Origin of the sequence: Mesorhizobium sp. M0496 (assembly GCF_040321205.1) — a bacterium.
Lineage (GTDB): Bacteria > Pseudomonadota > Alphaproteobacteria > Rhizobiales > Rhizobiaceae > Mesorhizobium.
On sequence record NZ_JAMYRC010000007.1, the window covers coordinates 138242 to 163758 of the forward strand.

General features: G+C 63.2%; 28 protein-coding genes and 1 pseudogene. 13 read left to right on the forward strand and 16 right to left on the reverse strand.

Annotated features, from left to right (window positions below; all coding sequences use genetic code 11):
• Positions 1–96: 96 nt before the first annotated feature.
• A complete protein-coding gene (locus NKI73_RS09695; RefSeq protein ID WP_352628917.1) occupies positions 97–819 on the reverse strand; it encodes a gamma-glutamylcyclotransferase in 723 nt (240 codons plus the stop codon).
• A 144-nt stretch (positions 820–963) separates the two neighbouring features.
• On the reverse strand, positions 964–1479 hold the full coding sequence (locus tag NKI73_RS09700) for an Hsp20/alpha crystallin family protein (protein WP_352628919.1): 516 nt from the start codon (positions 1477–1479) through the stop codon (positions 964–966).
• A gap of 449 nt (positions 1480–1928) precedes the next feature.
• On the opposite strand from NKI73_RS09700, the gene NKI73_RS09705 reads away from it, so the two are divergent.
• Positions 1929–2621 (forward strand): DUF2270 domain-containing protein, encoded by a 693-nt coding sequence (locus tag NKI73_RS09705; protein ID WP_352628921.1) that lies wholly within the window; start codon positions 1929–1931, stop codon positions 2619–2621.
• Between the two features lie 74 nt (positions 2622–2695).
• Positions 2696–3088: a universal stress protein gene (locus NKI73_RS09710; protein WP_352629009.1), complete on the forward strand. Its 393-nt coding sequence runs from the start codon at positions 2696–2698 to the stop codon at positions 3086–3088.
• A 32-nt stretch (positions 3089–3120) separates the two neighbouring features.
• On the opposite strand, the gene NKI73_RS09715 is transcribed toward NKI73_RS09710, so the two are convergent.
• A complete protein-coding gene (locus tag NKI73_RS09715) occupies positions 3121–3264 on the reverse strand; it encodes a hypothetical protein (protein WP_352628923.1) in 144 nt (47 codons plus the stop codon).
• 249 nt (positions 3265–3513) lie between these two features.
• On the opposite strand from NKI73_RS09715, the gene NKI73_RS09720 reads away from it, so the two are divergent.
• The 5 genes and pseudogenes from NKI73_RS09720 (at position 3514) to NKI73_RS09740 (ending at position 6736) form a co-directional block, all read left to right on the forward strand.
• Positions 3514–3957, forward strand: a complete 444-nt coding sequence (locus NKI73_RS09720) for an SRPBCC family protein (RefSeq protein ID WP_352628925.1) — start codon at positions 3514–3516, stop codon at positions 3955–3957.
• 89 nt (positions 3958–4046) lie between these two features.
• Positions 4047–4502 (forward strand): hypothetical protein, encoded by a 456-nt coding sequence (locus tag NKI73_RS09725; protein WP_352628927.1) that lies wholly within the window; start codon positions 4047–4049, stop codon positions 4500–4502.
• Between the two features lie 78 nt (positions 4503–4580).
• Complete coding sequence (locus tag NKI73_RS09730) at positions 4581–5018, forward strand: VOC family protein (RefSeq protein ID WP_352628930.1); 438 nt, start codon at positions 4581–4583, stop codon at positions 5016–5018.
• A gap of 49 nt (positions 5019–5067) precedes the next feature.
• The gene (locus NKI73_RS09735) at positions 5068–6216 is read left to right on the forward strand and encodes an amidohydrolase (protein ID WP_352628932.1); all 1149 of its coding nucleotides are present in this window, start codon (positions 5068–5070) and stop codon (positions 6214–6216) included.
• A gap of 47 nt (positions 6217–6263) precedes the next feature.
• A pseudogene (locus NKI73_RS09740) lies at positions 6264–6736 on the forward strand (VOC family protein).
• Positions 6737–6757: 21 nt separating this feature from the next.
• On the opposite strand, the gene NKI73_RS09745 reads toward NKI73_RS09740, so the two are convergent.
• The 3 genes from NKI73_RS09745 to NKI73_RS09755 form a co-directional block, all read right to left on the reverse strand.
• A complete protein-coding gene (locus NKI73_RS09745; RefSeq protein WP_352628933.1) occupies positions 6758–7759 on the reverse strand; it encodes an NADP-dependent oxidoreductase in 1002 nt (333 codons plus the stop codon).
• A 60-nt stretch (positions 7760–7819) separates the two neighbouring features.
• Positions 7820–8695 carry an alpha/beta fold hydrolase gene (locus NKI73_RS09750; RefSeq protein ID WP_502909556.1) on the reverse strand — a complete coding sequence of 292 codons (876 nt, stop codon included), beginning with the start codon at positions 8693–8695 and terminating at the stop codon, positions 7820–7822.
• Between the two features lie 77 nt (positions 8696–8772).
• Positions 8773–9585 (reverse strand): oxidoreductase, encoded by an 813-nt coding sequence (locus tag NKI73_RS09755; protein WP_352628936.1) that lies wholly within the window; start codon positions 9583–9585, stop codon positions 8773–8775.
• Between the two features lie 103 nt (positions 9586–9688).
• Between NKI73_RS09755 and NKI73_RS09760 the strand changes: the two genes are divergently transcribed.
• Positions 9689–10255 (forward strand): TetR/AcrR family transcriptional regulator, encoded by a 567-nt coding sequence (locus NKI73_RS09760; RefSeq protein ID WP_352628938.1) that lies wholly within the window; start codon positions 9689–9691, stop codon positions 10253–10255.
• Between the two features lie 158 nt (positions 10256–10413).
• Here NKI73_RS09760 and NKI73_RS09765 read toward each other — a convergent pair whose 3' ends face one another.
• Entirely contained in the window at positions 10414–10611 is a 198-nt protein-coding gene (locus tag NKI73_RS09765) for a hypothetical protein (RefSeq protein WP_352628940.1), read from the reverse strand.
• A gap of 346 nt (positions 10612–10957) precedes the next feature.
• The gene (locus NKI73_RS09770; RefSeq protein ID WP_352628942.1) at positions 10958–11152 is read right to left on the reverse strand and encodes a hypothetical protein; all 195 of its coding nucleotides are present in this window, start codon (positions 11150–11152) and stop codon (positions 10958–10960) included.
• A 151-nt stretch (positions 11153–11303) separates the two neighbouring features.
• Here NKI73_RS09770 and NKI73_RS09775 point away from each other — a divergent pair, with 151 nt between their 5' ends.
• From NKI73_RS09775 to NKI73_RS09790, 4 genes are all read left to right on the forward strand, one after another.
• Positions 11304–12308, forward strand: coding sequence for a sugar ABC transporter substrate-binding protein (locus tag NKI73_RS09775; RefSeq protein ID WP_352628944.1), 1005 nt, complete (start codon positions 11304–11306; stop codon positions 12306–12308).
• Positions 12305–13306, forward strand: a complete 1002-nt coding sequence (locus tag NKI73_RS09780) for an ABC transporter permease (RefSeq protein WP_352628946.1) — start codon at positions 12305–12307, stop codon at positions 13304–13306. The genes NKI73_RS09775 and NKI73_RS09780 overlap by 4 nt, the downstream gene beginning before the upstream one ends.
• A complete protein-coding gene (locus tag NKI73_RS09785) occupies positions 13303–14067 on the forward strand; it encodes an ATP-binding cassette domain-containing protein (protein ID WP_352628948.1) in 765 nt (254 codons plus the stop codon). Before NKI73_RS09780 ends, NKI73_RS09785 begins: the two co-directional genes overlap by 4 nt.
• A gap of 69 nt (positions 14068–14136) precedes the next feature.
• Complete coding sequence (locus NKI73_RS09790) at positions 14137–15222, forward strand: Gfo/Idh/MocA family protein (RefSeq protein WP_352628950.1); 1086 nt, start codon at positions 14137–14139, stop codon at positions 15220–15222.
• A gap of 16 nt (positions 15223–15238) precedes the next feature.
• Here NKI73_RS09790 and NKI73_RS09795 read toward each other — a convergent pair whose 3' ends face one another.
• Positions 15239–15514: a hypothetical protein gene (locus NKI73_RS09795; protein WP_352628952.1), complete on the reverse strand. Its 276-nt coding sequence runs from the start codon at positions 15512–15514 to the stop codon at positions 15239–15241.
• A 145-nt stretch (positions 15515–15659) separates the two neighbouring features.
• Here NKI73_RS09795 and NKI73_RS09800 point away from each other — a divergent pair, with 145 nt between their 5' ends.
• Positions 15660–17681: an amidase gene (locus NKI73_RS09800; RefSeq protein ID WP_352628954.1), complete on the forward strand. Its 2022-nt coding sequence runs from the start codon at positions 15660–15662 to the stop codon at positions 17679–17681.
• A 231-nt stretch (positions 17682–17912) separates the two neighbouring features.
• Here NKI73_RS09800 and NKI73_RS09805 read toward each other — a convergent pair whose 3' ends face one another.
• From NKI73_RS09805 to NKI73_RS09835, 7 genes are all read right to left on the reverse strand, one after another.
• Positions 17913–19406, reverse strand: a complete 1494-nt coding sequence (locus NKI73_RS09805) for an aldehyde dehydrogenase family protein (protein ID WP_502905651.1) — start codon at positions 19404–19406, stop codon at positions 17913–17915.
• Between the two features lie 24 nt (positions 19407–19430).
• Positions 19431–20075, reverse strand: a complete 645-nt coding sequence (locus NKI73_RS09810; protein ID WP_352628956.1) for a ThuA domain-containing protein — start codon at positions 20073–20075, stop codon at positions 19431–19433.
• Between the two features lie 41 nt (positions 20076–20116).
• Positions 20117–21139, reverse strand: coding sequence for an LLM class flavin-dependent oxidoreductase (locus NKI73_RS09815; RefSeq protein ID WP_352629014.1), 1023 nt, complete (start codon positions 21137–21139; stop codon positions 20117–20119).
• 70 nt (positions 21140–21209) lie between these two features.
• Positions 21210–22097, reverse strand: coding sequence for an ABC transporter permease (locus tag NKI73_RS09820; protein ID WP_352628958.1), 888 nt, complete (start codon positions 22095–22097; stop codon positions 21210–21212).
• A complete protein-coding gene (locus NKI73_RS09825; protein WP_352628960.1) occupies positions 22094–23053 on the reverse strand; it encodes an ABC transporter permease in 960 nt (319 codons plus the stop codon). The genes NKI73_RS09820 and NKI73_RS09825 overlap by 4 nt, the downstream gene beginning before the upstream one ends.
• Before the next feature lie 7 nt (positions 23054–23060).
• Positions 23061–24698, reverse strand: a complete 1638-nt coding sequence (locus NKI73_RS09830) for an ABC transporter substrate-binding protein (RefSeq protein ID WP_352628962.1) — start codon at positions 24696–24698, stop codon at positions 23061–23063.
• 34 nt (positions 24699–24732) lie between these two features.
• Positions 24733–25509 carry a DUF427 domain-containing protein gene (locus tag NKI73_RS09835; protein WP_352628964.1) on the reverse strand — a complete coding sequence of 259 codons (777 nt, stop codon included), beginning with the start codon at positions 25507–25509 and terminating at the stop codon, positions 24733–24735.
• Between the last annotated feature and the right edge of the window lie 8 nt (positions 25510–25517).

Sequence of the window (25517 nt, forward strand, 5' to 3'; positions counted from 1 at the left end):
GTCATCGTAGGGACAGAAACTATTTTCAATTCATTAAATTTCTTGCTGCCGCAGCCTCCGAAATCAGAGCTTTGCTTTCGCAAGGTGCTTTAACCTTCAAGCATCCTTAGCCTGTACGCCTCGGATCTCCTCGGCCACCAGTTCCTGCAACCGCCACAGATTGCGATCGCGGATGCCGTAGGTTTCGAGATGGCGGATCGTCTCGAACAGGTACTCGGCACCCGACCCCCAATGGCCGACCGCTGTCGCCAGCGTCGCCGCGATCGCCTGCTTGTCGAGCTTGCCGGCATAGCGCGGATTGGCGGGATCGACGACGAAGCCGAGCGCGCGGCACAGGCCGCTTTCGGTCCTGACCTGCAGCCAGCGCGGCACGTTGACGGCCGGCAGGATGGTCATCTCGCGGCGCAGCAACGCTTCGAGATTGGCCGCGATAGGTTTGGCGATCTCGAACATCATGCCCCGGCACTGGCCGCCACGGTCGAGCGCCATCATCAGGCCGGGCCGCTCGACCGTGCCGCGAAAACGCTGCACCGTAAAGCAGAACGACCGGTGCCAGCCGGTCGCTACCGCGCGTTCCCCACCCCACACCTCGCCGGTGGGTTTCCAAAGCAGCGAGCCATAGGCAAAGAGTTTCAGCGGTCCGGCTGGAGCTGTGGCCAGCACCTCGTCGCGGATGCGCGCATAGTCCGCATCGGTCATATAAACCATGCCCGGTGTCGGCCCGGCATCCTCGACCGCGCGCATGGTGTGAGCAACCAGCGCCTCGGTCAGCGCCATCGGCGCCTTGCGCGGCGGTGCGGCAGAAATCGGCTTGTTCATTCTCGCGCCTCAGGCATGGCCGCCATGTTGCCCAAGGCAACGAGATTCTCAAGATCCATGTGACCGGCGCGAATTCGGCCAATCCCCGAGGAACTCAGGTCGGTTGTCGGGCGGGCGCGAACGCGCTCGCCCGGCTGATCTATTCTAGTGTTTGGTGCTCCCGCCGCCGATGGGGATGCGCTTTGTCCTGCTCTGCGCCTTCTCGGACTTCGGCAAAGTGACGAACAGCACGCCGTTGCGGAAATCGGCTGCGACCTTGTCTTCTTCGACTTCGAAGCCGATCGGAATGCGACGTTCGAAGCGGCCGTAGAACCGCTCGGAGAACTGACGTTCCTTGTCGTCGGTTTCGGCGTGTTTTTCACCGCGCAACGTCAGGACGCCGTCATCGAGCAACACCTCGATGTCCTTATCCTCCATGCCGGGTATCTCGGCCGTCACACGGATCTCCTTGTCCGTTTCGGAGATTTCCACGCTGGGCCAGCTACCGCCGGCCGAAGAGAACATGGACGGAAGCCGTGCACCGAAGCCGCGAAACATGTCGTCGACAAGGCGGTTCATCTCGCGATGCAGGCTCATGAACGGGTCCTGGTCGCGGTCGCGAAAGAGGGTCGGAGCCTGGTTGGTGTCGCGGCTCCATGGCATTAGATCACGAATGGTCATTGCATTTGCTCCTTTCTTGATCCTGGTTCGTTTACATGCTCTTTGCCATGCTCCGGGGACAATGCGCCGTCTGACCCAGACCCCATTTGCGCTTGCTGTTTTCGCTCCCTTCTGCTCCGATCCGCTCCACCTGGGAAACACCCTGGACCGGGTCTCGCGCCTTCATCGCCTCCGGCACTTGGTGTCGGGTTCGATGGTCGTAACGCCATCGGCCAACGCGGGCGCCGCCATGAAGCCGGCCCCCGCGTCGGCACCGGTATGATCGATTTGGGGTTCGTCGCGGTGGGGTCAAGACCCGACAATGAAATGTGATCGTTGAACTGCGGCGGTGACCGCCACGCCGGCGCAGCGTGGCGGTCACCAAGCGGTGGAGGCGGCCGGCCAATGCGAAATCCGGACGTCGCGGAACGAGATCAAGTCTGAGGCGTTTCAGTTGGTTGGAGGGCGTTATGAATGATGCGCCGGCAACGCCCATCGGCAGATCGCTTTCGCCAGGCGAACTGGTTACCGTGATGTCGCATTTCCACCGCGCGGAGATTGCGCGCATGGCCGGTTGGCGCGACCGCCTCGACCGTACGAGCAATTGGGCGATCACCGTTGTCGCCGCCATGCTGTCGGTGTCGCTGTCAACGGCCAGCGCCCATCACGGCGTGCTGCTTTTCGCCATGCTGCTGGTGCTCCTTCTGTTGTGGATCGAGGCGCGTCGCTACCGGTTCTTCGATGTCTATCGCGCCCGCGTGCGCCAGTTCGAGCGCCACTATTTCGCGCAGATCTTCTCGCCGCAGCCGGACTTCGCTTCCGACTGGCTGCTGATCGTTGGTGAAAGCTTGCGCGCGCCGAAATTCCTGGTCTCGCAAAGAGTGGCGCTCGCGCGGCGTTTGCGCCGCAACTACCTGCATATGATGCTGATCCTGTTCCTCGCCTGGATCCTCAAACTGTCGACGCCGAGCCTGATCGACCAAGCTGTGCCGGTCGGCTTCGTCAGCACATTGCGCGAGGCCGTCAGCGCCGCTGCCCTCGGTCCCATTCCGGGCGCGGTCATTGTCGCCGCGGTTGCGCTCCTCTACGCAGGCCTGTTGATGGCTGCCTTCCTGACGCCTGGCGACGATGGCGAACTCTCTTTCGGCGACGTTCATGTGTAGAACGAGCCGGTTGAAGAAAATCATTTTCAAACAGTGGGATAAAGCCCCGACCTGATTCAGGTTCCGAACGGGCGCTGCGCTTCCGCTCGCCGCCCGATGCCATCTCTATCCAACGCTGCCGGTTATCGCAGGCGGCACGGCAAGGCGGCAAGACCACCTCCGTCTCGCATCGGCGCGAGGAAGCCATGCTGAAGGATATTGCCGATCTGGCCGTTCGCTATGGCGTGCAAGTCGACACCGCCATCCGCACCCGCGCCACGCCTGACAAGGCGATCGCCAGGGAAGTGGCCAAGGGTGCTGCCATGGTGGTGATGGGTGTCACGCAAAGGCCGGGCGAAGAGCTGTTCTTCGGCGATACCGCGACGGCGGTGCTTGACGCCGTCACCTGCCCGGTCGTGCTGCTGGCCAGCGATCGCATCCGCTCCGCGGAGGCCAGGGCAGAGGTGGTTACCGAGATCGGCGCCTGATCTACCCTTTCACAGGAGACCGATTTTCGAGCCTAGAGGCCGAAGAACTGCTTGCCGATCATGTAGCCCAGCGCCGCCACGACCAGTGGGAACAGCGCCGGTGCGGCCTTGCTGAACACGGAGACCTTGGCGTCCTTTGGCGGCATATAGCGTGCGTTGCCGAGATTCTTGGTCATGGCTTGCCCCAGATTCGAATGGATCATTAGCAAATGCTGATTTACAGCATGGGCGCCTTAACGGCTTGCAAAGAAATTAGATCGAATAGCCGACCATTGGGCGGGGGCGCGAGGTTGAACAGCGCATGCCATGCGGGCGCCAGCCGAACAGGTTGCGAGGCGCCTTAAAAAATTCGAGAGCCGATGTCGGACTGGCCACGCCTCGTTCGTCCTTGGGGTACCGAATAGCAATCATGAAAGGATCCAGAAATGCCCGGCACCGTACGTTTGCATCGCGTTCTGACGACCAGCCCGGAAAAAGTCTATCGCGCCTTCGTTGAAGCAGACGCGCTGGCGAAGTGGCTTCCGCCGAACGGCTTCACCTGCACTGTCCATCACCTCGAGGCAAAGGTCGGCGGCACGTTCAAGATGTCCTTCCGCAATTTCACGACCGGCGACGGCCATTCCTTCGGCGGCGAGTATCTCGAACTCGTTCCGGGCGAACGCTTGCTCTACACCGACAGGTTCGACGACCCCAATCTGCCCGGCGAGATCCAGGTGAGCGTCGTCTTGAAAAAGGTGTCGGTCGGCACCGAGATCGACATCACCCAGACCGGCATTCCGGACGTCATTCCGGTCGAGGCCTGCTACCTTGGCTGGCAGGAGTCGCTCAGAAACCTGGCAAGGCTCGTTGAACCCGAGATCAATCAATAGTCTGGAGCGCAGCACCAGCGGCGACCGCGATCGAGGGTTGACCGAACGATGGTGCGCGGGAATCCTTCGCGGTCAAAGGGAGGTGTTTCATGCGATGTTTGCTGCTCATGCTGTCCACTTTGGTCCTGGCCACATCGGCGGAGGCCAAAACCCTCTATTACGGCGGCAGGGCGGGCATGGAGGTCACGATCGTCAAGACATCCGGCATCGGATCCTCCCATGCCAGGATCGTGGCCAGGCATACGAGGCAGAATGCGATCGCCTTCTGCCGCGACTATGTTGGCAAGATGACCGAGGCGTGCATTGCCAAGGAGGTGCAGACGCCCTTGCACCTTGAGATATCAGCCAACTGCAGGACCGGCAGATTCACCACCTTCTACGGCGCGAACATGCTGTTCCAGGGGCGCAATCCCGATGCGGACGCGGCGACGGATTACCTGATATCAGACACCGACGAAAACGTGGTGCTGGATGGCTCTGGCGCTTCCGGATACGACTATACGCTAGACCAGTTCAAAGCCCTGTGCCCCAACCGCCTGCGCTAACGACCGCACGATCGGTGTTGGGGCACCTCAAGCGTCCATTGTTGGTAGATTGGAACGACACCTTGGAGATTGGAGAACATGGCCCTCAAGCGGATGGACAATGTAGGGATCGTCGTCGAAGACCTCGGAGTGACGATTGATTTCTTTCGCGAACTCGGCCTCGAACTCGAAGGTCGGGCCACGATCGAAGGAGAATGGGCCGGACGTGTCACTGGACTGGGCGATCAGCATGTCGAGATTGCCATGATGCGCGCACCGGATGGCCACAGTCGGCTCGAACTCTCCCGCTTCCTCGCGCCGCCTGTCGTCGCGGATCACCGGAACGCCCCGGTCAACGCCCTGGGCTACCTCCGCGTCATGTTCACCGTGGACGACATCGACGACACGCTCGAAAGGCTCCGCACGCGCGGCGCGCAGCTCGTAGGCGAAGTAGTCCGGTATAAAGACGTGTATCGGCTCTGCTACATCCGTGGGCCTGAAGGGCTTCTCATCGGACTAGCCCAGGAACTCAGCTGAGCGCACGAAGACAAATGGCGAAGAATGAATGCAGCGGAGGCCAAAAAGCATGACCCTGACCAACCGGGACATCGTCGAATTGACCGCGTGGCGGCGCCAGTTGCACCAGCAGCCGGAAATCTCGAATGAAGAGGAGAAGACGGCAAAAGAGGTCGTCGATTTCCTCGCCGATACCGGACCGGACAAGGTGCTGACTGGATTGGGCGGCCACGGCGTCGCGGCCATATATGACAGCGGCAGGGCGGGACCGACGGTGCTGTTCCGCTCGGAACTCGATGCCTTGCCGATCGAAGAACTTTCGGGCGTACCGCATTCGTCGCGCGTGCCCGGCAAGTCGCATATGTGCGGCCATGACGGACATACCGCGATCCTGGCGTCCCTCGGCCGCCAGCTCGGGCGCGAGAGACCGGCGAGCGGCCGCGTCGTGCTGATGTTCCAGCCGGCGGAAGAAACCGGCAATGGCGCGGCCGGCGTCGTCGCCGATCCCCGCTTCGGCGAGATCGCGCCGGATTTCGCTTTCTCGCTGCACAATCTGCCCGGCGTGCCGTTCGGCGAGGTGCGGCTCAAACCCGGCGTGGTCAACTGCGCCTCACGCGGCATGCGCATCGTGCTGGAGGGCAAGACCGCGCACTCGTCGATGCCCGAGACCGGCACCTCGCCGATGCTGGCGATCAGCCAGCTGATGCCGGCCCTGCCCGCGCTCGGGCGCGGAACCTTCGCCGACGACGATTTCTCCATGGTCACCGTCACCCATGCCGCGATGGGCGAAGCCGTGTTCGGCATTGCGCCGGGCCAAGCGCAAGTCTGGGCGACGCTGCGCACCCGCCGCGACGAGCGTATGGCAGACCTGTGCGCCGCCGCCGAGACGCTGGTCGCGAAGATTGCCGGCCAGCATGGTCTTTCCGCCCGGTGGGACTATCACGAAATCTTCGTCGCCAGCGTCAATGCACCGGACGCGGTGGAGCAGCTGCAACGCGCGCTCAACGAAGAGGGCGTCGCGCACGGCGAAGAAGCCTTGCCGATGCGCGCCTCGGAAGATTTCGGCCTGTTCGGCCACAGCGCTTCGTCGGCGATGTTCTTCCTCGGTGCGGGCGAGCGCCACCCTGCGTTGCACAATCCGGACTATGATTTCCCCGACGACCTGATCCCGATCGGCTCAAGGATCTTCATGCGCACGGCACGCAATCTTCTGGGCTGACCTCTGCCAGATCAACTCTGACGCGAAAGGAACACGCAATGCCAAGCATGCCAAAGAACACGATTTGCCTCTGGTTCGACAAGGACGCCGAGGCTGCGGCTCGCTTCTACGCAGAAACCTTTCCAGACACCAAGGTGGGTGCCGTTCACAGTGCGCCGAGCGACTATCCGTCCGGCAAGAAGGGCGATGTGCTGACGGTCGAATTCACCGTCGCCGGCATTCCTTGCATCGGATTGAACGGCGGCTCCGCGTTCAAACAGAGCGAGGCCTTCTCGTTCCAGATCGCCACCGACGATCAGCAGGAAACCGACCGCTACTGGAATGCCATTGTCGGCAACGGCGGCCAGGAGAGCGTGTGCGGTTGGTGCAAGGACAAATGGGGCGTGTCCTGGCAAATCACGCCACGCACGCTGACCGAAGCGATGGCGGCCGGCGGCGAGGAAGCCAAGCGCGCATTGATGCGATGATGAACATGAAGAAGATCGACGTCGCGGCGATCGATGCGGCGCGGCGCGGCTGACGCTCTTTCGCAGCTGAGTTTCTATCTGACCTTGATGACCACCTTGCCCTTGGCGCGTCCTGTTTCGACATAGGCCAGAGCCTCATTGGTCGCTTCGAACGGAAAGACCCGATCGACAACCGGGCGGATCGCTCCGGATTCGATGAGCGACGTGATCTTGCTTAGCTGGTCGCCCTGCGCCCACATGAAAAGGAACGAGAACTTCACGTCGCGGCGTTTGGCTTTGGCCCGGATCCCGCGGCTCAGAAAGCGCAGTACCAGTCGCAGCGCGACGTTCAGTCCCTTTTTCCGGGCGAATTCGGGATCCGGCGGACCGGAGATGGAGATCAACTTCCCACCCGGTTTCAGCACATTCAACGATTTTTCAAGCGTTTTGGCGTCCTGGCTGTTCAAGACGACGTCGTAGCCCGACAGGACCTTCTCGAAGTCATCTTTCCTGTAGTCGACGACGACATCGGCGCCGAGCCCCTTGACCAGATCGACACTTGCCGCGCTGGCGGTGGTGGCAACGGTTGCGCCGAGGTGCTTTGCCAGTTGGATGGCGAATGTGCCCACGCCGCCGGAGCCAGCCTGAATGAAGACCTTCTGTCCCTTCGCCAGGTTTGCCCTTTCGATGAGTGCCTGCCAGGCGGTCAGACCGACCAGCGGGATCGAGGCCGCCTCTTCCATGCTGAGGTTCTCAGGCTTCAAGGCCACGTCGCCTTCATCCATGGCGATGTATTCGGCGAATGTCCCGATCCGGCCATCGCGCGGCCGCGCATAGACATCGTCGCCGGGTTTGAACTTGCGGACCTTCGATCCCACGCGGACAACTGTCCCGGCCACGTCATGGCCCAGGATGAAGGGCCGGCGATAGGGCAGGATAAGCTTGAACTCTCCGGTTTTGACTTTGGAATCGAGGAGGTTCACCGCCGCGGCGTGGACCTCGACCAGGACATCGCTATCCCCGAACTCCGGCTCCGGTATCTCCGCCAATCGCAGAGTGCCCTTCTTGCTATACTTGTCGACAACGAATGCCTTCATGGCAGTGACTTTCTGAAAATTTTTGATGTTCCGGAACAAACCGCCCCCGGAAGAAAGGCATCAGGCATCGAGGAAGCCCAGGGCTTTCGGAACGAAATCAGCGTGGTTCTGGAAGACGCCGCCGTGCCCGGCATCCGTGTAGATCACCAATTGTGCCCCCGGGATCCGCCGGGCGAGGTCGAAGGTATTACTGCTTGGCACCATCTTGTCCTGGTCTCCGTTTGCCACCAATGTGGGAATGCGGATAGTGCCCAGATCTTGCGGCGCCTGCCGCCCATAGGCCTTGATCGCCTTGAGCTGCGCGCTGAACGCGGTCAGAGATACTGCTTTGTCACGGTTGGTCCTGCGCTCTTTCAGCCGTTCCAAGAATGCTGTCGCGGCGCGGTGCCCATTCAGCGTCGTTGTGAAAAAGAGATAGTATTTCGGATCCCGAAAAGTCAGTGCGCCCTTGATCATGTCCCTGATCGTCAACGGCGTCACCTTGTCGATGCCTTCGCCACCGGCCGGCCCGGTTCCGGCCAGGATGAGTTTACGCACAAGCCCGGGCTCGGTCAGCACAATCTCCTGCGCCACGAAGCCGCCAAGTGAAAAGCCGAAGAGATCGACTTCTTCGAACCCCAACGCCCGGATGAAGGCGACCGCATCCCGCGCCATCTCGGCAATGCTTGACGGCGTTTTGCCGCCCGAAGCGCCGATGCCTCTGTTGTCGAAGGCAATCACCGGACGGTTCGCGGCGAGGCCATCGACGATGCGTGGATCGAAATTGTCCAGTTGAGCAGCGAGATGGTTGAGCAGGATCACCGGTACGCCGGTCCTGGGGCCGAGCTCCCGGTAGACGAACGCCGTGCCGCCGACATCCACCGAACGCGTCGGCGTGTCCTGGAACGACGCCGGTGAGCGGGGCGACTGATTGAACCTATGCGTCGTGCCTGGCACCTCCGTCTTGTGGGGACTGGCCAATTGTGTCGTCGTTGCTAGGCGCATGTGCGTGATATCCTCTATCTGACTGTTCTTCAGACCGGCAGGCGGAACTGCTTGCGCAGGCTCTTGTCGAATATCCCCGCGGGGGCAAAGCGGCGCAGGAGGCTGACCTGGCGCGCGGCCTTGCCGGCGGTATAGCGCCGTCGCGGATTGGCATCGGTCGCCGCCTTGACGACCACCTGGGCCACCACTTCCGGTCGATCGGCTACAGGCATCACATCGCGAAGGAGCGCTTCGAGCCCGGCTCGCGCTCGATCGTATTCCTTCAACAGCGAATCCGGCTCGATTCCGTTCTGGTCGAAGACGGTACGCACGTATGCAGGTTCGATGATCGAGACGCGGATATTGAAGGCACGAACCTCGTGGTCGAGCGATTCCGAATAGCCCTCGAGCGCGTGCTTGACCGCCGAATAATACGCTGAATACGGGGCCGGCACGAGGCCCAGCACCGAGCCGATGTTGATGATGCGTCCCTCGCCGCGCCGCCGCATCGACGGCAATACCGCATTGGTCATGCGGATGACGCCGAACAGATTGACGTCGAACAGGGCCTGCACCTGTGCCACGGAGGATTCCTCGGCGCCTCCAAGCAGACCGACGCCGGCATTGTTGACCAGGAAGTCGATCCGGCCGGTCTGCGCGAGCACCGTTGAGACGAGTGCGGCGACGGCCTCACCGTCGGTCACGTCGCAAATCAGCATGGTTACCCCGTCCGGGCCGTTGGCCTTGCGGCGGCTCGTTCCGAAGACAGTGAACCCTGCCCGCACCAGCGCCTCGGCACTGGCGCGGCCAATGCCCGAGGAGGCTCCGGTAACGATCGCGGTTTTTCCGGAATTCATATTCATTTCGTGCTCCAAACTCATGGGGGCTAGCTTTTTTGCGCCCGTTGAATTACACTCATAATATCAGATTATGCTCATAATGCAATAGCAGAAAGGAATGGCAGCCATGCGTTACGAAAAGGGCCGGAAAGACGCGTCACGCAGCCGGATCATGGAGGTCGCCGCCGACCGCTTTCGCGGCGACGGCATAGCCGCGTCCGGACTTGCGACCATCATGAGCGCCGCCGGGCTGACGAACGGCGCGTTTTATCCCCACTTTCAATCCAAGGCGGAGCTTGTCCGCGAAAGCATCGCGGCGGCCATGGAGCTTCAGGCGCAGCAGCTGGCGGAAGCATTGGCCTCGGGTGGTCCGGAGATGGCCATAGAGGCGTATCTGTCGGCCGAGCATCGGGACAACCCGGGAAAGGGCTGCGCGTCAGCCGCGCTGCTGCCGGAACTCGCGCGTCAGCCACTTGAAACGCGCGAAGTCTATACCGACCGCTTGCTGGCTTTGGCGCACCAGTTGGCCGAGGCATTTCCGCAGGCCAAGGACCCGGAAGGCGTGGCGCTTGCTGTCTTTGCGACGCTCATCGGTGCGCTTCAAATGGCCCGCGCTATGAAAGGAACGGAATTGTCCGATCGCATCCTCGCGGCAGGCAAAGAGGCGGCGCGGACGCTGATCGAGCAGGGTTAAAGCGGCGAGCCATCTGTCACATTGGGCAAGAATTACGGCGACAGTGCACCATTTTCTTCCTTCTCGCCGCCCGCCTTGTTTTGACGGCTTTTCCCACTTGCTCGACGCAATGCGATCCAGAAATTCGCGGATGCCAAAAGGCACGACAGGTCGGCCGGCTAGATATCGAGAGCGACCATCATGCCGCGGACTTCGGCCATTTCCAGCAACAGGTCTTGCAGTCTTTCGTCCAGCGCGGCATCGGTCAGCGTCAGAAGCTCTGCAATGCTCTCGCTCATCGATATGACGGCGGCACCTGTCTTCTCGGCGAGCAGCCGTCCGATGGCCGCTCGGATCAGGTCGTCCTGATCAGACATTGTTTCACCTCCCAACACCTACAACCTCCCCTTGTTCCCCATGCCTCACCGTCGCTTTGGACGACAGAGCGCCATTTCCCTTACGGTATGATTTTTTGATGCGATCTCGGTTGGCTTTGCTCACGCCAGCAGGTCATCTGAAAGCGGCCGATCGTCTTCGTCGGTCCGCCAGTCGTTCAGCACCGACAATGACGGCAGCAGCGAGAAACCACCGAGATTCGACCGTTACTGGCAATTCCGTGAATGTGTCGAAAATCGAGAATGTGCCTGTTGGCTCTTCCAGGATTTCGAAACGCTCCATCCCAAACCTTCCCCTGCACAAAAGTAGCGACCAATGCCGATACCTCTAAAAGGTTCCGTCCGCGATATCTTTTTCGCGTCTTGGTTGTAGCGAATGCGGCAAGCCGGTCACGCCGCAGGGCTGCATCGCCAAAATCATTACGCACCATTTTAAATCTTGACGCGTGTCAATTTTTTCTGAAACATGCGGCAATGCTGGTATGGCATCGGCCGGCGCTCTGGGAGGAGCAATGCCTGACATCAAAAAGCGCCCGAACCGGGGCTGCGACCCGCACATCGCAGGGCGAGCAGCAACCTGTGGGCGGATCGTCGCGCCAAGCGTCGGGGCCGCTTACCCGCCGTCGGGCATTGCAGTGATGCAGCACATCGAACAATCAGGAGGAGGAAAAACCATGCGTGTGTTCAATTGCCTCAAACTCGGCACGAGCCTGCTTGGTGCAGGCATGCTTGCAACGGTCGTCTCAGCGCCCGCTCGCGCCGAGGACACGGCGAAAGTCGCGGCCATCGTCAAAGGCCTCGACAACCCGTTCTTCCAGACCATGCAGAAGGGCATCGAGGAGCAGGCCAAGGCGAATGGCGTCAATGTCACCGTCCAGGCCGCCGCCAATATGGGTGACGCCACCGGCCAGGCCGACCGCCTGACCGCCCTGGCCATGCAGGACTTCGATTGTTATCTGGTCAACCCGATCAGCGTTTCCAACCTCGTCCAGGCGCTGGTGCCGGTCGCGCAAAAGAAAAAGCCGATCGTCAACATCGACAGCACCATCGATCCCGAGCAGGCCAAGGCCGCGGGCTTTGCGGTCTCGACCTATATCGGCACCGACAATGTCGCCGCCGGCGCGCTGGCTGGCGAGGAAATGCTGAAGCTGGTGCCGAAGGGTGCCAAGGTCGCGCTGGTCGCCGGCATCGTCGGCGATGTCGGCTCCAACGCCCGCATCAAGGGTTTCAAGCAGGCCGTCGAAGGCAAGCTCGAAGTCGTGGTGATGGTCAGCGCCGACTGGGATCGCGAGAAGGCGCTAACCGCCGCCACCGACATCCTCGCAGCACACCCCAATCTCGCCGGGTTCTTCGCCGCCAACGACATCATGGCGCTGGGCGTCGAGCGCGCCGTGCAGACCTCGGGCAAGGACGTCAAGGTGATCGGCCTCGACGGCATCGTCGACGCGCTGAAATCGATCGCCGCCGGCGAACTCTCCGCCACCGTCGCGCAATACCCCTATGTCGTCGGGGCCATGGGCGTCGAAGCCTGTGCGGTAGCGGCCAAGGGCAAGGAACTGCCCGCCAACGTGCCCGCACCGGTGCTGTTGATCAACAAGGACAACGCCGAAGCGTCGCTGACGAACTTTCCGCGCCCCGGCGGCGACTATCCCGATCCCTTCCGCGAGATGTTGAAGTGAGCACACCTGCAGACAACGCACCCGCCGCCCATTCGGCGGGTGCGGAGGAGAGCCGTCCCTCCCTGGCGGCTCTCCTCCTCGATCCCTCCTTCTGGGCCGACTGGGCATCCGTCGTCGGCCTGATCGGCCTCGTCATCGTCTTCGGTCTCGCCCAGCCGGTCTTTCTCAGCGTCGCCAATCTGCAGGCGCTGCTGCTGGCGGCGGCGATCCTGGTCGTGCTGTCGATCGGCCAGACCTTCGTCGTCGCCACCTCGGGCATCGACCTGTCGCTGGCCGCTGCCGTCATGCTCGGCGCCATCATCCTCGGTCTCGTAAACGCCGGCGGCTATGGCATCTTCATCGCCTGCGTGCTTGCGGTTCTCGCCACCAGCGCCGTCGGCTTCCTCAACGGCCTGATCATCACCGCAGGCAAGATCCCGGACTTCGTGGTGACGCTCGGCACGCTGTCAGCCATCACCGGCCTCGGCCTCATACTGTCGGGCGGCGAACCGACCATGGTCGGCTCGACCTTCCTGCTCAGGCTCGCCTCCGGTTCGTTCGGACCGTTCGGCTATCCGGTCTGGGTGGCGATCGCAGCCGTCATCGTCGCGCATATCGCGCTCTACCACACACGCTTCGGGGTGCACCTGCTGGCGACCGGCGGTCAGACCGAAAGTGCCGGCGCGCTCGGCATCCGCACCGATCGGGTCAAGGTCGCCGCCTACACGATTTCCGGCTTCTGCGCCGGCATCGCGGCCATTCTTCTGGTCGCCCGCATCGGCTCGGCCGAACCGCTGATCAACACCAGCCTGCTGCTGAATTCGGTGGCGGCGGTGGTGCTGGGCGGCGTCAGCCTGTTCGGCGGCCGTGCCAGCATTCTGGGCCCCGCGATCGGCGCGCTGATGCTGACCGCGCTGGTCAATGGCCTCACCCTGCTCAACGTGTCGGCCTTCTACCAACCGCTTGCCGTGGGCGCCATCGTGGTGCTGGCGGCGCTGATCATGCGGTATCAGAAATGAGCGCACCCCATCACATCCTCGCCACTGAGGCGATCATCGCCTGCGAAGGGCTGAGCAAGCATTTCGGCGGCATCCGCGCCTTCACCGACGTCGCCTTCCAGGCCCGTCGTGGCGAGGTCACCGCCGTCATCGGCGACAATGGCGCCGGCAAGTCGACGCTGATCCGCAGCCTGGTCGGCGTGCATCAGCCGGACGCCGGCAATCTGTTCTTCGACGGAAGGGCGCGGCCCTTTGCCAACCCCGACGAGGCGCGCAAGGCTGGCATCGAGACCGTGCATCAGAACCTGGCGCTGATCGACGAACTGACGGTCGCCCAGAACCTGTTCCTCAACCGCGAGATCGTGCGGCGCATCGGCCCCTTCGCGTTCCTCGACCGCAAGGCGATGAAGCGCGAGGCCCGCTCCATGCTGTCGCGCCTGTCGATCAATGTGCCGTCGATCAACCAGCGGGTGCGGCGCCTGTCGGGCGGCCAGCGGCAGGCGATCTCGATCTGCCGCGCCGTCGGCTCCGGCGCCAGGCTGGTGGTGATGGACGAACCGACGGCAGCCCTCGGCGTACAGGAGACGGCCAATGTCGAGGCGCTGATCCGGCGCCTGCGCGAACAATCGGTCAGCGTCATCCTAGTCAGCCACAATTTCGATCAGGTCCGCCGCCTGTCCGACCAGATCTGGGTGATGCGGGCGGGAAAGATGGCGGCAACCGTGCGGGCTTCCGAAACCACCGGCAACGAGCTCGTCGCGCTGGTCACCGGCGCGGCATAGCCGTCCAGCCGAGAAACAAAGGCTAGCCGTCCTGGCCAGCCCAGACTTGAAATCAAAGGGAGTTTGCGAGTGGCACCAATTCGTGTCGGGCTTGTCGGTCTTGGAGAGGTCGCGCAGTCGATCCATCTGCCGGTGCTGAGCGATCAGCGCGACCGCTGGGTGATCGCGGGCGTGTACGATGTTTCGCCCAGCCTGGTGTCACTCATCGCGTCCGAATATGCGACGGCGAAAGCCTTCGAGACGGCCGAGGCGCTGATCGCTTCGCCCGACATCGACGCGGTGTTTGTGCTGTCATCCGACGACACTCATAGCCGCTTCGTTCGGGCGGCGATGAAGGCCAACAAGCACATCCTGCTGGAGAAACCCGCTTGCCTGACGGTGCGCGAGATCGACGATCTGCTGGCGTTGATGCCGGGCTACGATAAAACCCTCTTCGTCGGCTACATGCGCCGCTACGCGCCTGCCTATCTGGCGGCCAGGGACGAACTGCCCGCCTTCGCCGACATCACCCATGTCCGCATCTTCGACCTGATCTCGGAAGGCCGGCACTTTCTCAAGAAGAGCCAGAAAATCCTTTATCCCCAGGACATCGATCCTGCCCTGCTGGCGCGTGGCGCAAGCGAACGCGAAGCGCTGATCCGCGAAGTGGTGGGCGCCGATGCGCCGGCCGACCTGGTGCGCGCCTATCGCGGGCTGACCGCGCTCTCCTCGCACCACATTTCGGCGATGCGCGGGCTGATCGGCGAGCCGGCGCGCGTGCTGGCCGCCCACCACACCAATGGCGGCGCCAACACCAGCGTCACCTTCGACTACGGCCATTTCGCTTGCCTGTATGACGCGGTGGTCGACGATCTCGGCCTATTCGACGCCATGATCGAGGTGCGCTCCAACACCCGACGCGTGCGCATCATCTACGACACGCCCTATATCCGCAGCCTGCCGACCCGGCTGGAGGTCACCGATGCCGGTCCGCTCGGCCCAGTGACGAAAACCTTCGGGCCGCTCTACGGCGATGCTTTCTCAAATGAACTCGAGAGCCTCCACCGCCACATCACCGAAGGCACGAAGCCGCTGACCGACCTCGCCGATTCACGCCGGGACCTGGCACTGATGGCCGACATCATCGAGCGGATGAAAGAGAGCGGCGGGCGTTGAGGCGTAGCCTACTGCCTTACTTCCCGCAGTGATGATCGTTGATCTTGTTCAACGCATTCGCATCGGGTCCGACGCGATGGTAGGAACAGGCGCCAGCCGCCGTCGTGAACAGCTGCTGATCGTAGTAACGCGGGCCGCCGAACAGGATGTCGATGAGATCGCCTTCGGCGGGAACGTAGCGTTCGGAGTGGGCTCGGCGGTCGTAATGCCGGTCACTGGCGAAGGCCGGCGCACAGAGGCTTGAGCCCGTTGCCACAGCGAGAGCTAGGATAGCAACGCATTTCGTGGTCATCGGCAGCACCCTCCTGGCCATTTCGGAATCGCACCATACACCCAACATCGCCAGCCGGACAAAAGTTCCAACAAAGATCGCGATAGGCTCTTGCCGAAGTCTGCTGCCTCGCTCATCCATGGCGCGTGGAAATGTGGGACCAGTGATGATGAATGCCAGCCTTCATCTCGTCGAAGCGACGATCGGCCAATTGCGCCGCGCGCTCGATGACGGCACTGTCACCAGCGTCGAACTGGTCGGTGCGTATCTCAGGCGCATCGCGCATTTCGACCGCCACGGCATAGCTCTCAACGCCGTTCCGGTGCTCAATCCAGCGATGTTCGAGGAGGCGGCCGCCTCCGACCAGCGGCGCCGCAACGGCGCCATGCTCGGGCCGCTCGACGGCATCCCCTACACTGCCAAAGACAGCTACAAAGTATCCGGCCTGACGGTGGCCGCCGGCTCGCCAGCCTTCGAGCATCTCATTGCCAATGAGGATGCCTTCACCATCGCCCGGCTGCGCGCCGGCGGCGCCGTGCTGATCGGCCTGACCAACATGCCGCCGATGGCCAATGGCGGCATGCAACGCGGCGTCTACGGCCGCTCTGAAAGCCCCTATAACGCAAACTTCCTCACCGCGGCCTTCGCGTCGGGCTCATCCAACGGATCCGGCACGGCGACGGCGGCCAGCTTCTGCGCCTTCGGGCTTGGCGAGGAAACCTGGTCGTCCGGCCGCGCGCCGGCGACCAACAACGCGCTGGTCGCCTACACACCATCACGCGGCATCATTTCGGTGCGCGGCAACTGGCCGCTGGTGCCAACCATGGATGTCGTGGTGCCGCACACGCGTAGCGTGCCCGACATGCTCGAACTGCTCGACGTGATTGTCGCCAACGATCCTGAGACGGTAGGCGATTTCTGGCGCGCGCAGCCCTGGGTCACCCTGCCGAAAAGTTCCGACGTGCGGCCGCCACGCTATACCGATCTCGCACTGGCGGGATCGTTGAAAGGCATCCGGCTCGGCGTGCCCGGAATGTATATCGGCCGCGACAGCGACGCCGATGCGCCGATCGAAACCCGCGCCTCGGTGCTTACCCTCTGGGAACAGGCGGCGGCCGATCTGAAGCGGCTTGGCGCCGAAGTGGTGGAGGTCGATTTTCCCGTCGTTTCCAACTACGAGCGCGACCGCCCCGGCGCGCGCACCATGGTCGAGCGCGGGCTGGTACCAGAAGAGTTCGCCGACCGCGAACTCTGGGATCTCTGCATCTGGGGCTGGGACGACTTTTTGCGCGCCAACGCCGACCCCGCCCTGCCTAATCTCGCCTTGGTCGACGGTCCAAAAATCTTCCCGCAGCCGCCGGGCACACTGCCCGACCGCTACGAAGGCGGCTTTGACCTGGCCGAGTATGTCGAGCGGGCGCGAGCCGGCATCACGCCCGTGTTGGATATTCCAACGCTCGAAGAGGGCCTGAAGGGACTGGAAGCGATACGGCGGATCGATTTCGAAGACTGGTTGGACGCTCAGGGCATCGACGCCGTGGTGTTGCCCGCCGCGGCCGATATCGGACCGGCCGATGCCGATGTCGACGAGGCATCCGCCGCGCTCGCCTGGCGCAACGGCACCTGGGTCGCCAACGGCAATCTGGTCTGGCGCCATTTCGGCATCCCGACCGTCACCGTGCCGATGGGCACCATGGCCGACATCGGCATGCCGGCCGGCCTGACCTTCGCCGGCAAGGCTTACGACGACGAAAGGCTGCTGCGCATGGCTGGCGACTACGAACTCTCCAGTCGGCGCCGGACCCGCCCGCCGCGCACGCCCGAGCTGCCCGACGAAGTCTTTTCGAGCCGCCCTGCCCGAGCCGGCGACGGCAAGGCGTCGCCGTTTGCCATAAAACTCGCCGCCGAGACGCGGCCTACCGGCGAGCAGCACGAGATCGTCATTGCGCTTGACCTGCCCAGTGAAGCCGCCGAGACGGCCAGCGTCAAAGTGCACGTCAACGGCGAGGCGGTCGCACTGCAGCGCAGCGGCGCGCGCTTCAGCGGGCGTGCACTCGTCCCGGCCGCCGAGCATCAGCGGTCCCACAGCGTCTGGCGCGGCTCCTATGGCTCGATCGTAACGGCGGTGGTGCGGCTGGAGGATGGACGCACTGCCGGCGCCTATGCTGTCACCGGTGGCATCGGGTGAGCGGAGCGGGAAGAACCCAGCACCCCCGTCGAGTTCCTTCGCGCCCCCCTCTGTCCTGCCGGACATCTCCCCCACGAGGGGAGAGATTGGCCGTCACCGCGGCCTTCGCCAATCTTCAACGTAGCAGGAGGAGAGCCAGCGCCGAAACTGCCAATCTCCCTCCTTGTGGGGGAGATGTCCGGCAGGACAGAGGGGGGCGCCGTAGAGCGCCATCTGCAAAATGCCGACCTCTCAATCCGTCCTTATCCACACGCCCTTGGTATTAAGATATTCATCGAGGTGCTCCGCCCCGCCCTCGCGTCCGTAGCCGCTCATCTTGTAGCCGCCGAAGGGCACTGCCGGGTCGATGGCGTGATAGGTGTTGACCCAGACCGAGCCGGCGCGCAGGCGGTTGGCCAGTTGGTGCGCCTTGCCGAGGTCGCGGGTGAACACGCCGGCACCCAGCCCATAGGGTGTATTGTTGCCGCGCCGCACCACTTCGTCCAGCGTGTCGAACGGCAGCGCCGAAATCACCGGGCCGAAGATCTCTTCGCGGGCGATGCGCATATCATCGGTAACGCCGGAAAAGACGCTGGGCGTGATGAAGTTGCCCGCTCCAAGCACACCTTCGGTAATCCGGTTGCCGCCGGTGATCAGCCGCGCGCCTTGCCTCGTGCCATCCTCGATGAAGCCGGTGACACGCTCAAGCTGCTTGACCGAAATCAGTGGCCCGATCTCGGTCTCGGGGTCGGCGCCGTCGCCGATCCTGAGTTTAGCCGCATAGGCCGAGACCCGTTCGACGAATTCGTCATGGATCGGCCGTTCGACGAACAGCCGCGAGCCGGCGATGCAGATCTGGCCGGAATTGGCGAACACCGACATCGCCGCTGTCGGCACGGCGCGATCGAGATCGGCGTCGGCGCAGACGATGACCGGCGACTTGCCGCCAAGCTCCAGCGAAACGCGCTTCATGTTGCCGGCCGAGGCGCGCAGGATGTTCTGGCCGGTCGCTGTCGAGCCGGTGAAGACGATCTTGTCGACATCCATATGGGCGGCAAGCGGCGCGCCGGCTTCCGCACCGGTGCCGGTGACGACGTTGACGACGCCGGGCGGCACGCCGGCCTCCATCATCAGCGCGCCGATCAGCAGCGGCGTCAGCGGTGCTTCCTCGGAAGGTTTCAGCACGATGGTGCAGCCGGTCGCCAGCGCCGGGCCGATCTTCCAGATCGAGGCGGCGGTCGGCGCGTTCCACGGAATGATCGCGCCGACCACGCCGACCGGCTCCTTGCGCGTGTAGGAGATGATCTCGCCCGGCAGCGAATTGCCGATCGTGTGGCCATGGATCGACGTCGCCATGCCGGCATAGAAGCGCAGCATGCCAAGCACGCGGTTCTTGTTGGCGAGCGTGCGCACGATGGGCATGCCCATATCCGTCGTGTCGGACAGCGCGATCTCCTCCCAATGGCGCTCCATTAGGTCGGCGATCTTGAGCAGCAGCACCTGGCGCTCATACGGCTTGAACCGGCTCCACGGCCCGTCGAAGGCGCGCCGGGCAGCCGCAACCGCGAGGTCGATGTCGCTGGAATCGGAGAGCGGCACGGTGCCGATCACGGCGCCCGTGGCGGGGCTGCGCGTCTCGAACGTCCGGCCGCTGAGCGCATCGCACCAGGCGCCATCGATCAGCATCTTGCGGTGCCGGCCGTCGATGGGCGTGTGCAGAGGCAAATCTGTCACCGAGACCGTCATGCTCATGTCCTCATTTCCGCTGATCTATCGGGCGGCCCAGATAAGACCCCGCTCGACAATCAAGGCCATTTCCGGGACCGCGAACTCGTCGGCATTGTGTCCCAGAGCGCTGTAAAAAACCTTTCCAGCTCCATAGCGACGTTTCCAGACGACCGGCATGACGACGCCACCTATTCCCGGGAAATGCGCGTCGGTGAAGGTGGTGGTGGCCAGCACCTCGTTGCTCGGGTCGACATGCATGTAATACTGCTCGGACCGGTAGGCGAAATCGCCGATGCCTGATGTGATCGGGTCATCCGGCCCGGTGATCGCGACCGTGTAGTCGATGACATCGCCGGGATGCGCGACCCACTGACCGCCGGTCATGAACTGATAATCGGGTTCGTTGCGAAAACTGTCGCCCATCGTGCCGTGAAACCCGCCGAGCCCGCTGCCCCCGCGAACGGCAAGTGTCAGGTTCTGAAGTGCGGCCTTCTCGATCGTCGACATCGTGATCACGGGAACGATGAGATCGAAGGAAGCAAGCTCCGGATTAGCGAACATCGCCGTGCCCTGGCCGAGCGTGACGTCGAATCCGTTGCGCTCGAGCAGCGAGCGGATAATTTTGGCGCTGCGCTCCGGTGTGTGACCTTCCCAGCCGCCCCAGGCGATCAAAGCCTTCTTCGCCATGCTGTACCTCCCTGAAATGATCCGTCTTGGCCGATCCGGTGTCAGCGCCAGCCAAGAGCCGGCGCAACATGGGTCAGGATCGCCTCGATGACATGCGCATTGTAGTCGACGCCGAGCTGGTTCGGAACGGTGAGCAGCAGCGTGTCGGCCTCGGCGATCGCCTCATCCTGCGCCAATTCCTTGATCAGCACATCCGGCTCAGCGGCGTAGCTGCGCCCGAAGATCGCCCTTGTGTTCTCTTCGATGAAGCCGATCTGGTCGCGGCTCTCATTGCCGCGCCCGAAATAGGCGCGGTCGCGATCGTCGACCAGCGCGAAGATGCTACGGCTGACCGAGACGCGCGGCTCACGGCTGTGGCCGGCAGCCTTCCAGGCTTGGCGATAGATGCGTATCTGCTCGGCCTGCTGGATGTGGAACGGCTTGCCGCTCTCGTCGAATTTGAGCGTCGAGCTCTGCAGGTTCATGCCAAGCTTCGCCGCCCATTCCGAGGTGGCGTTGGTCGCCGCGCCCCACCAGATCCGCTCGCGCAGGCCCTCTGAGTGCGGCTCGAGGCGCAAGAGGCCGGGTGGGTTGGGGAACATCGGCCGTGGATTGGGCTGGGCGAACCCCTCGCCGCGCAGCGTCTTGAGGAAGACCTCGGCGTGATGCCGCGCCATGTCGGCGTCGCTTTGGCCTTCCGGCGGCGCGTAGCCGAAATGGCGCCAGCCATCGATGACCTGCTCGGGCGAGCCACGGCTGATGCCAAGCTGCAGGCGGCCACCGGCGATGATGTCGGCAGCGCCCGCGTCCTCGGCCATGTAGAGCGGATTCTCGTAACGCATGTCGATGACGGCGGTGCCGATCTCGATGCGGCTGGTCTTCGCGCCGACGGCTGCCAGCAGCGGAAATGGCGAAGCTAGCTGGCGGGCGAAATGATGCACGCGGAAATACGCCCCGTCCGCGCCGAGCTGCTCGGCGGCGACGGCGAGGTCGATGGATTGCAAAAGCGCATCCGATGCCGAGCGCACTTGCGATTGCGACGAGGGCGTCCAGTGCCCGAACGAGAGGAAACCGATTTTCTTCATAGCCATGCGATATAAGGATGCGCGCCAGGCTTCAATGCAAAAGAGATTTTTCGACGCGCCCGATCAAGGCTCATGCATCGCTATTCTCGAAGGCACCGATGCCTTGTGCGATCAGGTTGGTCGCCATGACCAGCGAGACGATAGCCGCGGAATTGAAGACGACGACCCACCATTTGCCGCCGGTCAGGAAGCCGTAGCCATCGGCGACGGCCAGTCCCCAGTCGGCCGATGGCGGCTGGATGCCGAGGCCGAGAAAGCTCAGTGTCGCGATCGAAAAGAACGCATATCCGAGCCGTGTGACGAGTTCGATCAGGATCGTTTCCCTGATGTTGGGCAGGATCTCCAGGAACATGATGGCGAGCGGGCCTTCGCCGCCAAGCCGGGCAGCGCTGACATAGTCGCGCTCTTTCTGCTCGCGCACGGCCGCGCGAACGGTGCGCGCCACCAGCGGCGCGTAGGCGATGCCGATCACCAGGATAACGGTGAGGTTCGACGGCCCGATCGCCACCAGCGTCATGGTGACGAGAACGATGAACGGAAACGCCATCAGCGTATCGAGCAGCCGCGCACCGATGGCATCGGTGAGGCCATCGAAATAGCCGAGCACCAGGCCGATGATGCTGCCGGCCGCAACGCCTGCCAGCGTCGCCAACGGCGCAACCAGCAGGATGTCGCGCGATCCAACTACGATGCGGGACAGCACGTCGCGCCCGAGCTGATCGGTCCCGAACCAATGCGAGGCATCGGGCGGCGTCAGCGTCGCCAGAAAATCCTCGGCATAGGGATCGTAGGGAACGAAGCGATTGCCGAACAGCGCGCAGGCGACCCAGAACAGCAGCAGCAGCGTTCCGATCACGACCGATGGGGGCAGTGCGGAGAAAGCACTGCCGATCCTGCGCACCGCTGGCAAACCAACCACAGCGCGCCGAGGCGCCGGAAATTCCGTCAGATCCGTCATGGCGAGGTCCGCCGGCGCTGCCGCGGATCGAGCAAGGCCAGCACGAGGTCTCCCACTGCCGCCGACAGCACGAAGATTGCCGCCATCACCAGCACGCCGGCCTCAAGCATCGGGAAATCGCGGGCCTTGGCCGCGTTCAGAACCAGATTGCCAAGTCCCTGGATGCCGAACAGCGCTTCGATCACCACCAGCCCGCCAAGCATGTATCCGGTCTGCGTCGCCAGCACCGCGATGGTCGGTGCCAGCGCATTGCGCAGCACATGCCGAAAGATAATTTCGCGCGGCTCGAGTCCCTTCAGGACGGCGGTGCGTGTGTAGTCGGCGGCGATCGTCTCGATCACCCCTGCCCGCGTCATCCGGGCGATGTAGCCGGCAAGGTTGAGCACCAGCGGCAACGCCGGCAGGATCAGATAATAGCCGCTCGTCCAGAACCCCGCCCCATCGGGCGCAACGCCGGAGATGGGGAACCAGTTCAGCCACAGGCCGAAGACGATAAGCAGCATCAGACCAGAGACGAAATCAGGCATAATGCCGAAGGAGACGCCCGCCATCACGATCACCCGGTCGATCAGGCGGCCGGCATTGAGACCGGCAACGACGCCGGCACCGACCCCGAGCGGAACCAGAAAAATCAAGATAATGCCGGCAAGGGCTGCGGAGCGCTTGAGGCTTTCGAGCACGAACGGCGCCACCGGCCCGCGCATCGACAGCGAAGTGCCGAAGTCACCTGTGACCGCCTTGCTGAACCAGAGCCAGTACTGGACGAGAACCGGCTGGTCGGCGCCGAGCCGCTTGTTCAGTTCCGCCACCGCTTGCGCGTCGGCAAACGGGCCGAGCATCACACGACCGACATCGCCGGGCAGAACCTGCCCGGCGAAAAACACCAGGATACTGACCAGCCATAGCGTGAGGACAAGCGTGCCCACACGCGCCGACAGAATGCGGCCGGTCAGCATGCCGCGATCATGCCTGGACGAAGGAAACGCGGTCGAGCAGCAGATGCGAAATCGCGGTGAAACGAACGCCCTCGACCTTCGAGCTGACAATCCGGCTGTATTGCGAGAAATAGCTGATGATCGCCGGCGTCTCGTCGAGCAAGAGGGTCTGGATCTTGCCGGCAACGAGGCGCTGTGCCTGCAAATCACGTGCCTTGGAGTAATCGAGCAGCAGCGCATCATAGGCCGGGTTGTTGAAATGCGCCGCGTTCCAGGCTCCCGAACTCTTCAGCGTGGCGTTGAGGAAGATGTCGGGCGTGCCGCGATGGCCGTAGTCGGTGATGCCGAGCACCGAATCCAGCCAGGGCGAGCTTCCGAAGGTCGCCGAGCCGTAATAGGCGTCCTGCGGTAGGACATTGAGCTTGACGTCGATGCCGGCCTTCTTTGCGAAGTTCTGGATGATCACCGCATAGTCGGGAATGTCATAGGCGCGTTCGGTGGTCAGCGTCACCTCGAAGCCGTTCGGCACGCCCGCCTCGCCAAGCAGGCGCTTGGCCTCGGCAATGTCCTGCTTGCGCTGTGGCACCGACGGATCGGCAGATGGGAAGATCGGCGCGAACGGCGTGTCATTGCCGACGATGGCGCGGCCCTTCAGCAGGCCCTTGACCACCGCCTCGCGGTCGATGGTGAGCGCCAGCGCGCGGCGGATGCGCTTGTCGGTGAACGGAGCCTGGTCGGTGCGCAGATGCACCTGGTCATGCGAGCTTGCTTGCACGCTCAGCAGCTTGAAATTGGGATTGCCCTCGATCGCCAGTTCCAGGCGTGTCGTGCTCGGGATGACGTCGAGCTGGCCGGCCTGCAGCGCCAGCACCTGCGCCTGCTCGTCGTCGAAGAACTTGATCTCGACCCGGTCGGGCAGCGCCTTGTCGCCCCAGTAATCCTCATTGCGCACGAAGCTGGCGCCCTGCTTGGGACGGAAGGATTCGAGCTTGAACGGGCCCGTGCCGTTGAAAGTCTTCTCGAAATCGCCGGCATAGTCGGCCGGCAGGATGACGGCATTGTAGACGTCGGAAGAGACATAGAACGGGAAGTTGCTGTTCGGACCGTCGAGGTCGAAGGCCACGGTTTCGTCGTCGACCAGCTTGGCGCCGCCCTTGGACAGGATGCCCTTGTAGGCCGACAAGGCAGACGAGCCGCTGGCCGGATCGACCAGCCGCTCGAAGCTCGCCACCACGTCTTTGGCGGTGACCGCGCGGCCGTCGTGGAATTTCACCCCTTGCCGCAATTTGAAGGTCCAGCGGCTGGCCGTCTCGTCGGCCTCCCAGGACAGAGCGAGCTTCGGCTGCAGACCGTCCTTTGGGTCGTCGAGGATCAGATATTCGCCGACCTGGCTGATCACCCCGATGCTGGCCGGATCGGTCACCGAAACCGGATCGATCGCCTTGGTCGGCTGGCCGAGCCCGACACGCACCGTGCCGCCTGCTGCGGCCGCGGCGCGCGCGCCTCCCAGCCCTTGCGAGGCCGCAAAGCCGGTCAGACCAAGCAGTGCGGCATATTTCAGGAGATCGCGGCGCTTGACAAAGCCGCCCTGATATTCGTCGACGGCGACATTCCAGATGTCCCCCGACAGGTTGCGGAGTGCGTCGATATCTCTGCGTTTGGTCATGTTAAACCCCTGCTTTGAAATGAAGATTGAAAAGCTATGCGACGGGTTCGCCGTCGAGATGGATGCGGTCGACGGCCTGCGGATAGAAGGCGATGAGGCCTTTGATCTTCGGCATTTCGTCGATCGGGTCGCGGTAGCTCCAGGCGATGTCCGGGCGCACCGAGCCGTCGCTCAGCAGGCCCGACCAATAGGAGGCGATGCCCTTGTAGGGACATCGCGTCGTTGTGACGGACGCCGTCAGCCGCTCCAGCCGGATGTCTTCCGCCGGCAGGTAGAAGCGGGTCGGCAGATGCGTCTCGAACAGCAGCACCGGACGATGGCTGTCGGCGATCGGCTCGCCGTCGAACCAGACCTGCACATGGCTCGTGCTTCGCAGCACATCGATGCGCGCATAAGGGTCTCGCGCGTGGACGAAGACTTCCTCTTCCTCCTCGAACCATTGGTCGACGGCTTTCCAGGTGAAGGCGATGCGCCCTGCCAGCGGCGCCAGCGCTTCGTCCGGCGGCGAGATGAACGCCCACGCCGCATTGGCACTCCGCCTGTCGCCGCTGTCGATATCCCAATAGGCCGTCTCGCCACCGACTGGATGCGGTTCGCGATGCAGCGAAGGCTTCAGCACCGAGGGGTCGACCGCTGACGGCGGGAAGAAATAGATCGGCAGGAAATGGTTGGAGCGCAGCACCAGCACGTTGCGGCTGTCGGCGATGGTGCGGCCGCCGAATTTGACGCGCACGCGCTTGGGGCTGTGCAGGACGTTGACGAGCTGCGGCGCGGTCGCTTCGCGAGGCTGCAATCTTGGGGCGACAGTCATGATCGTTC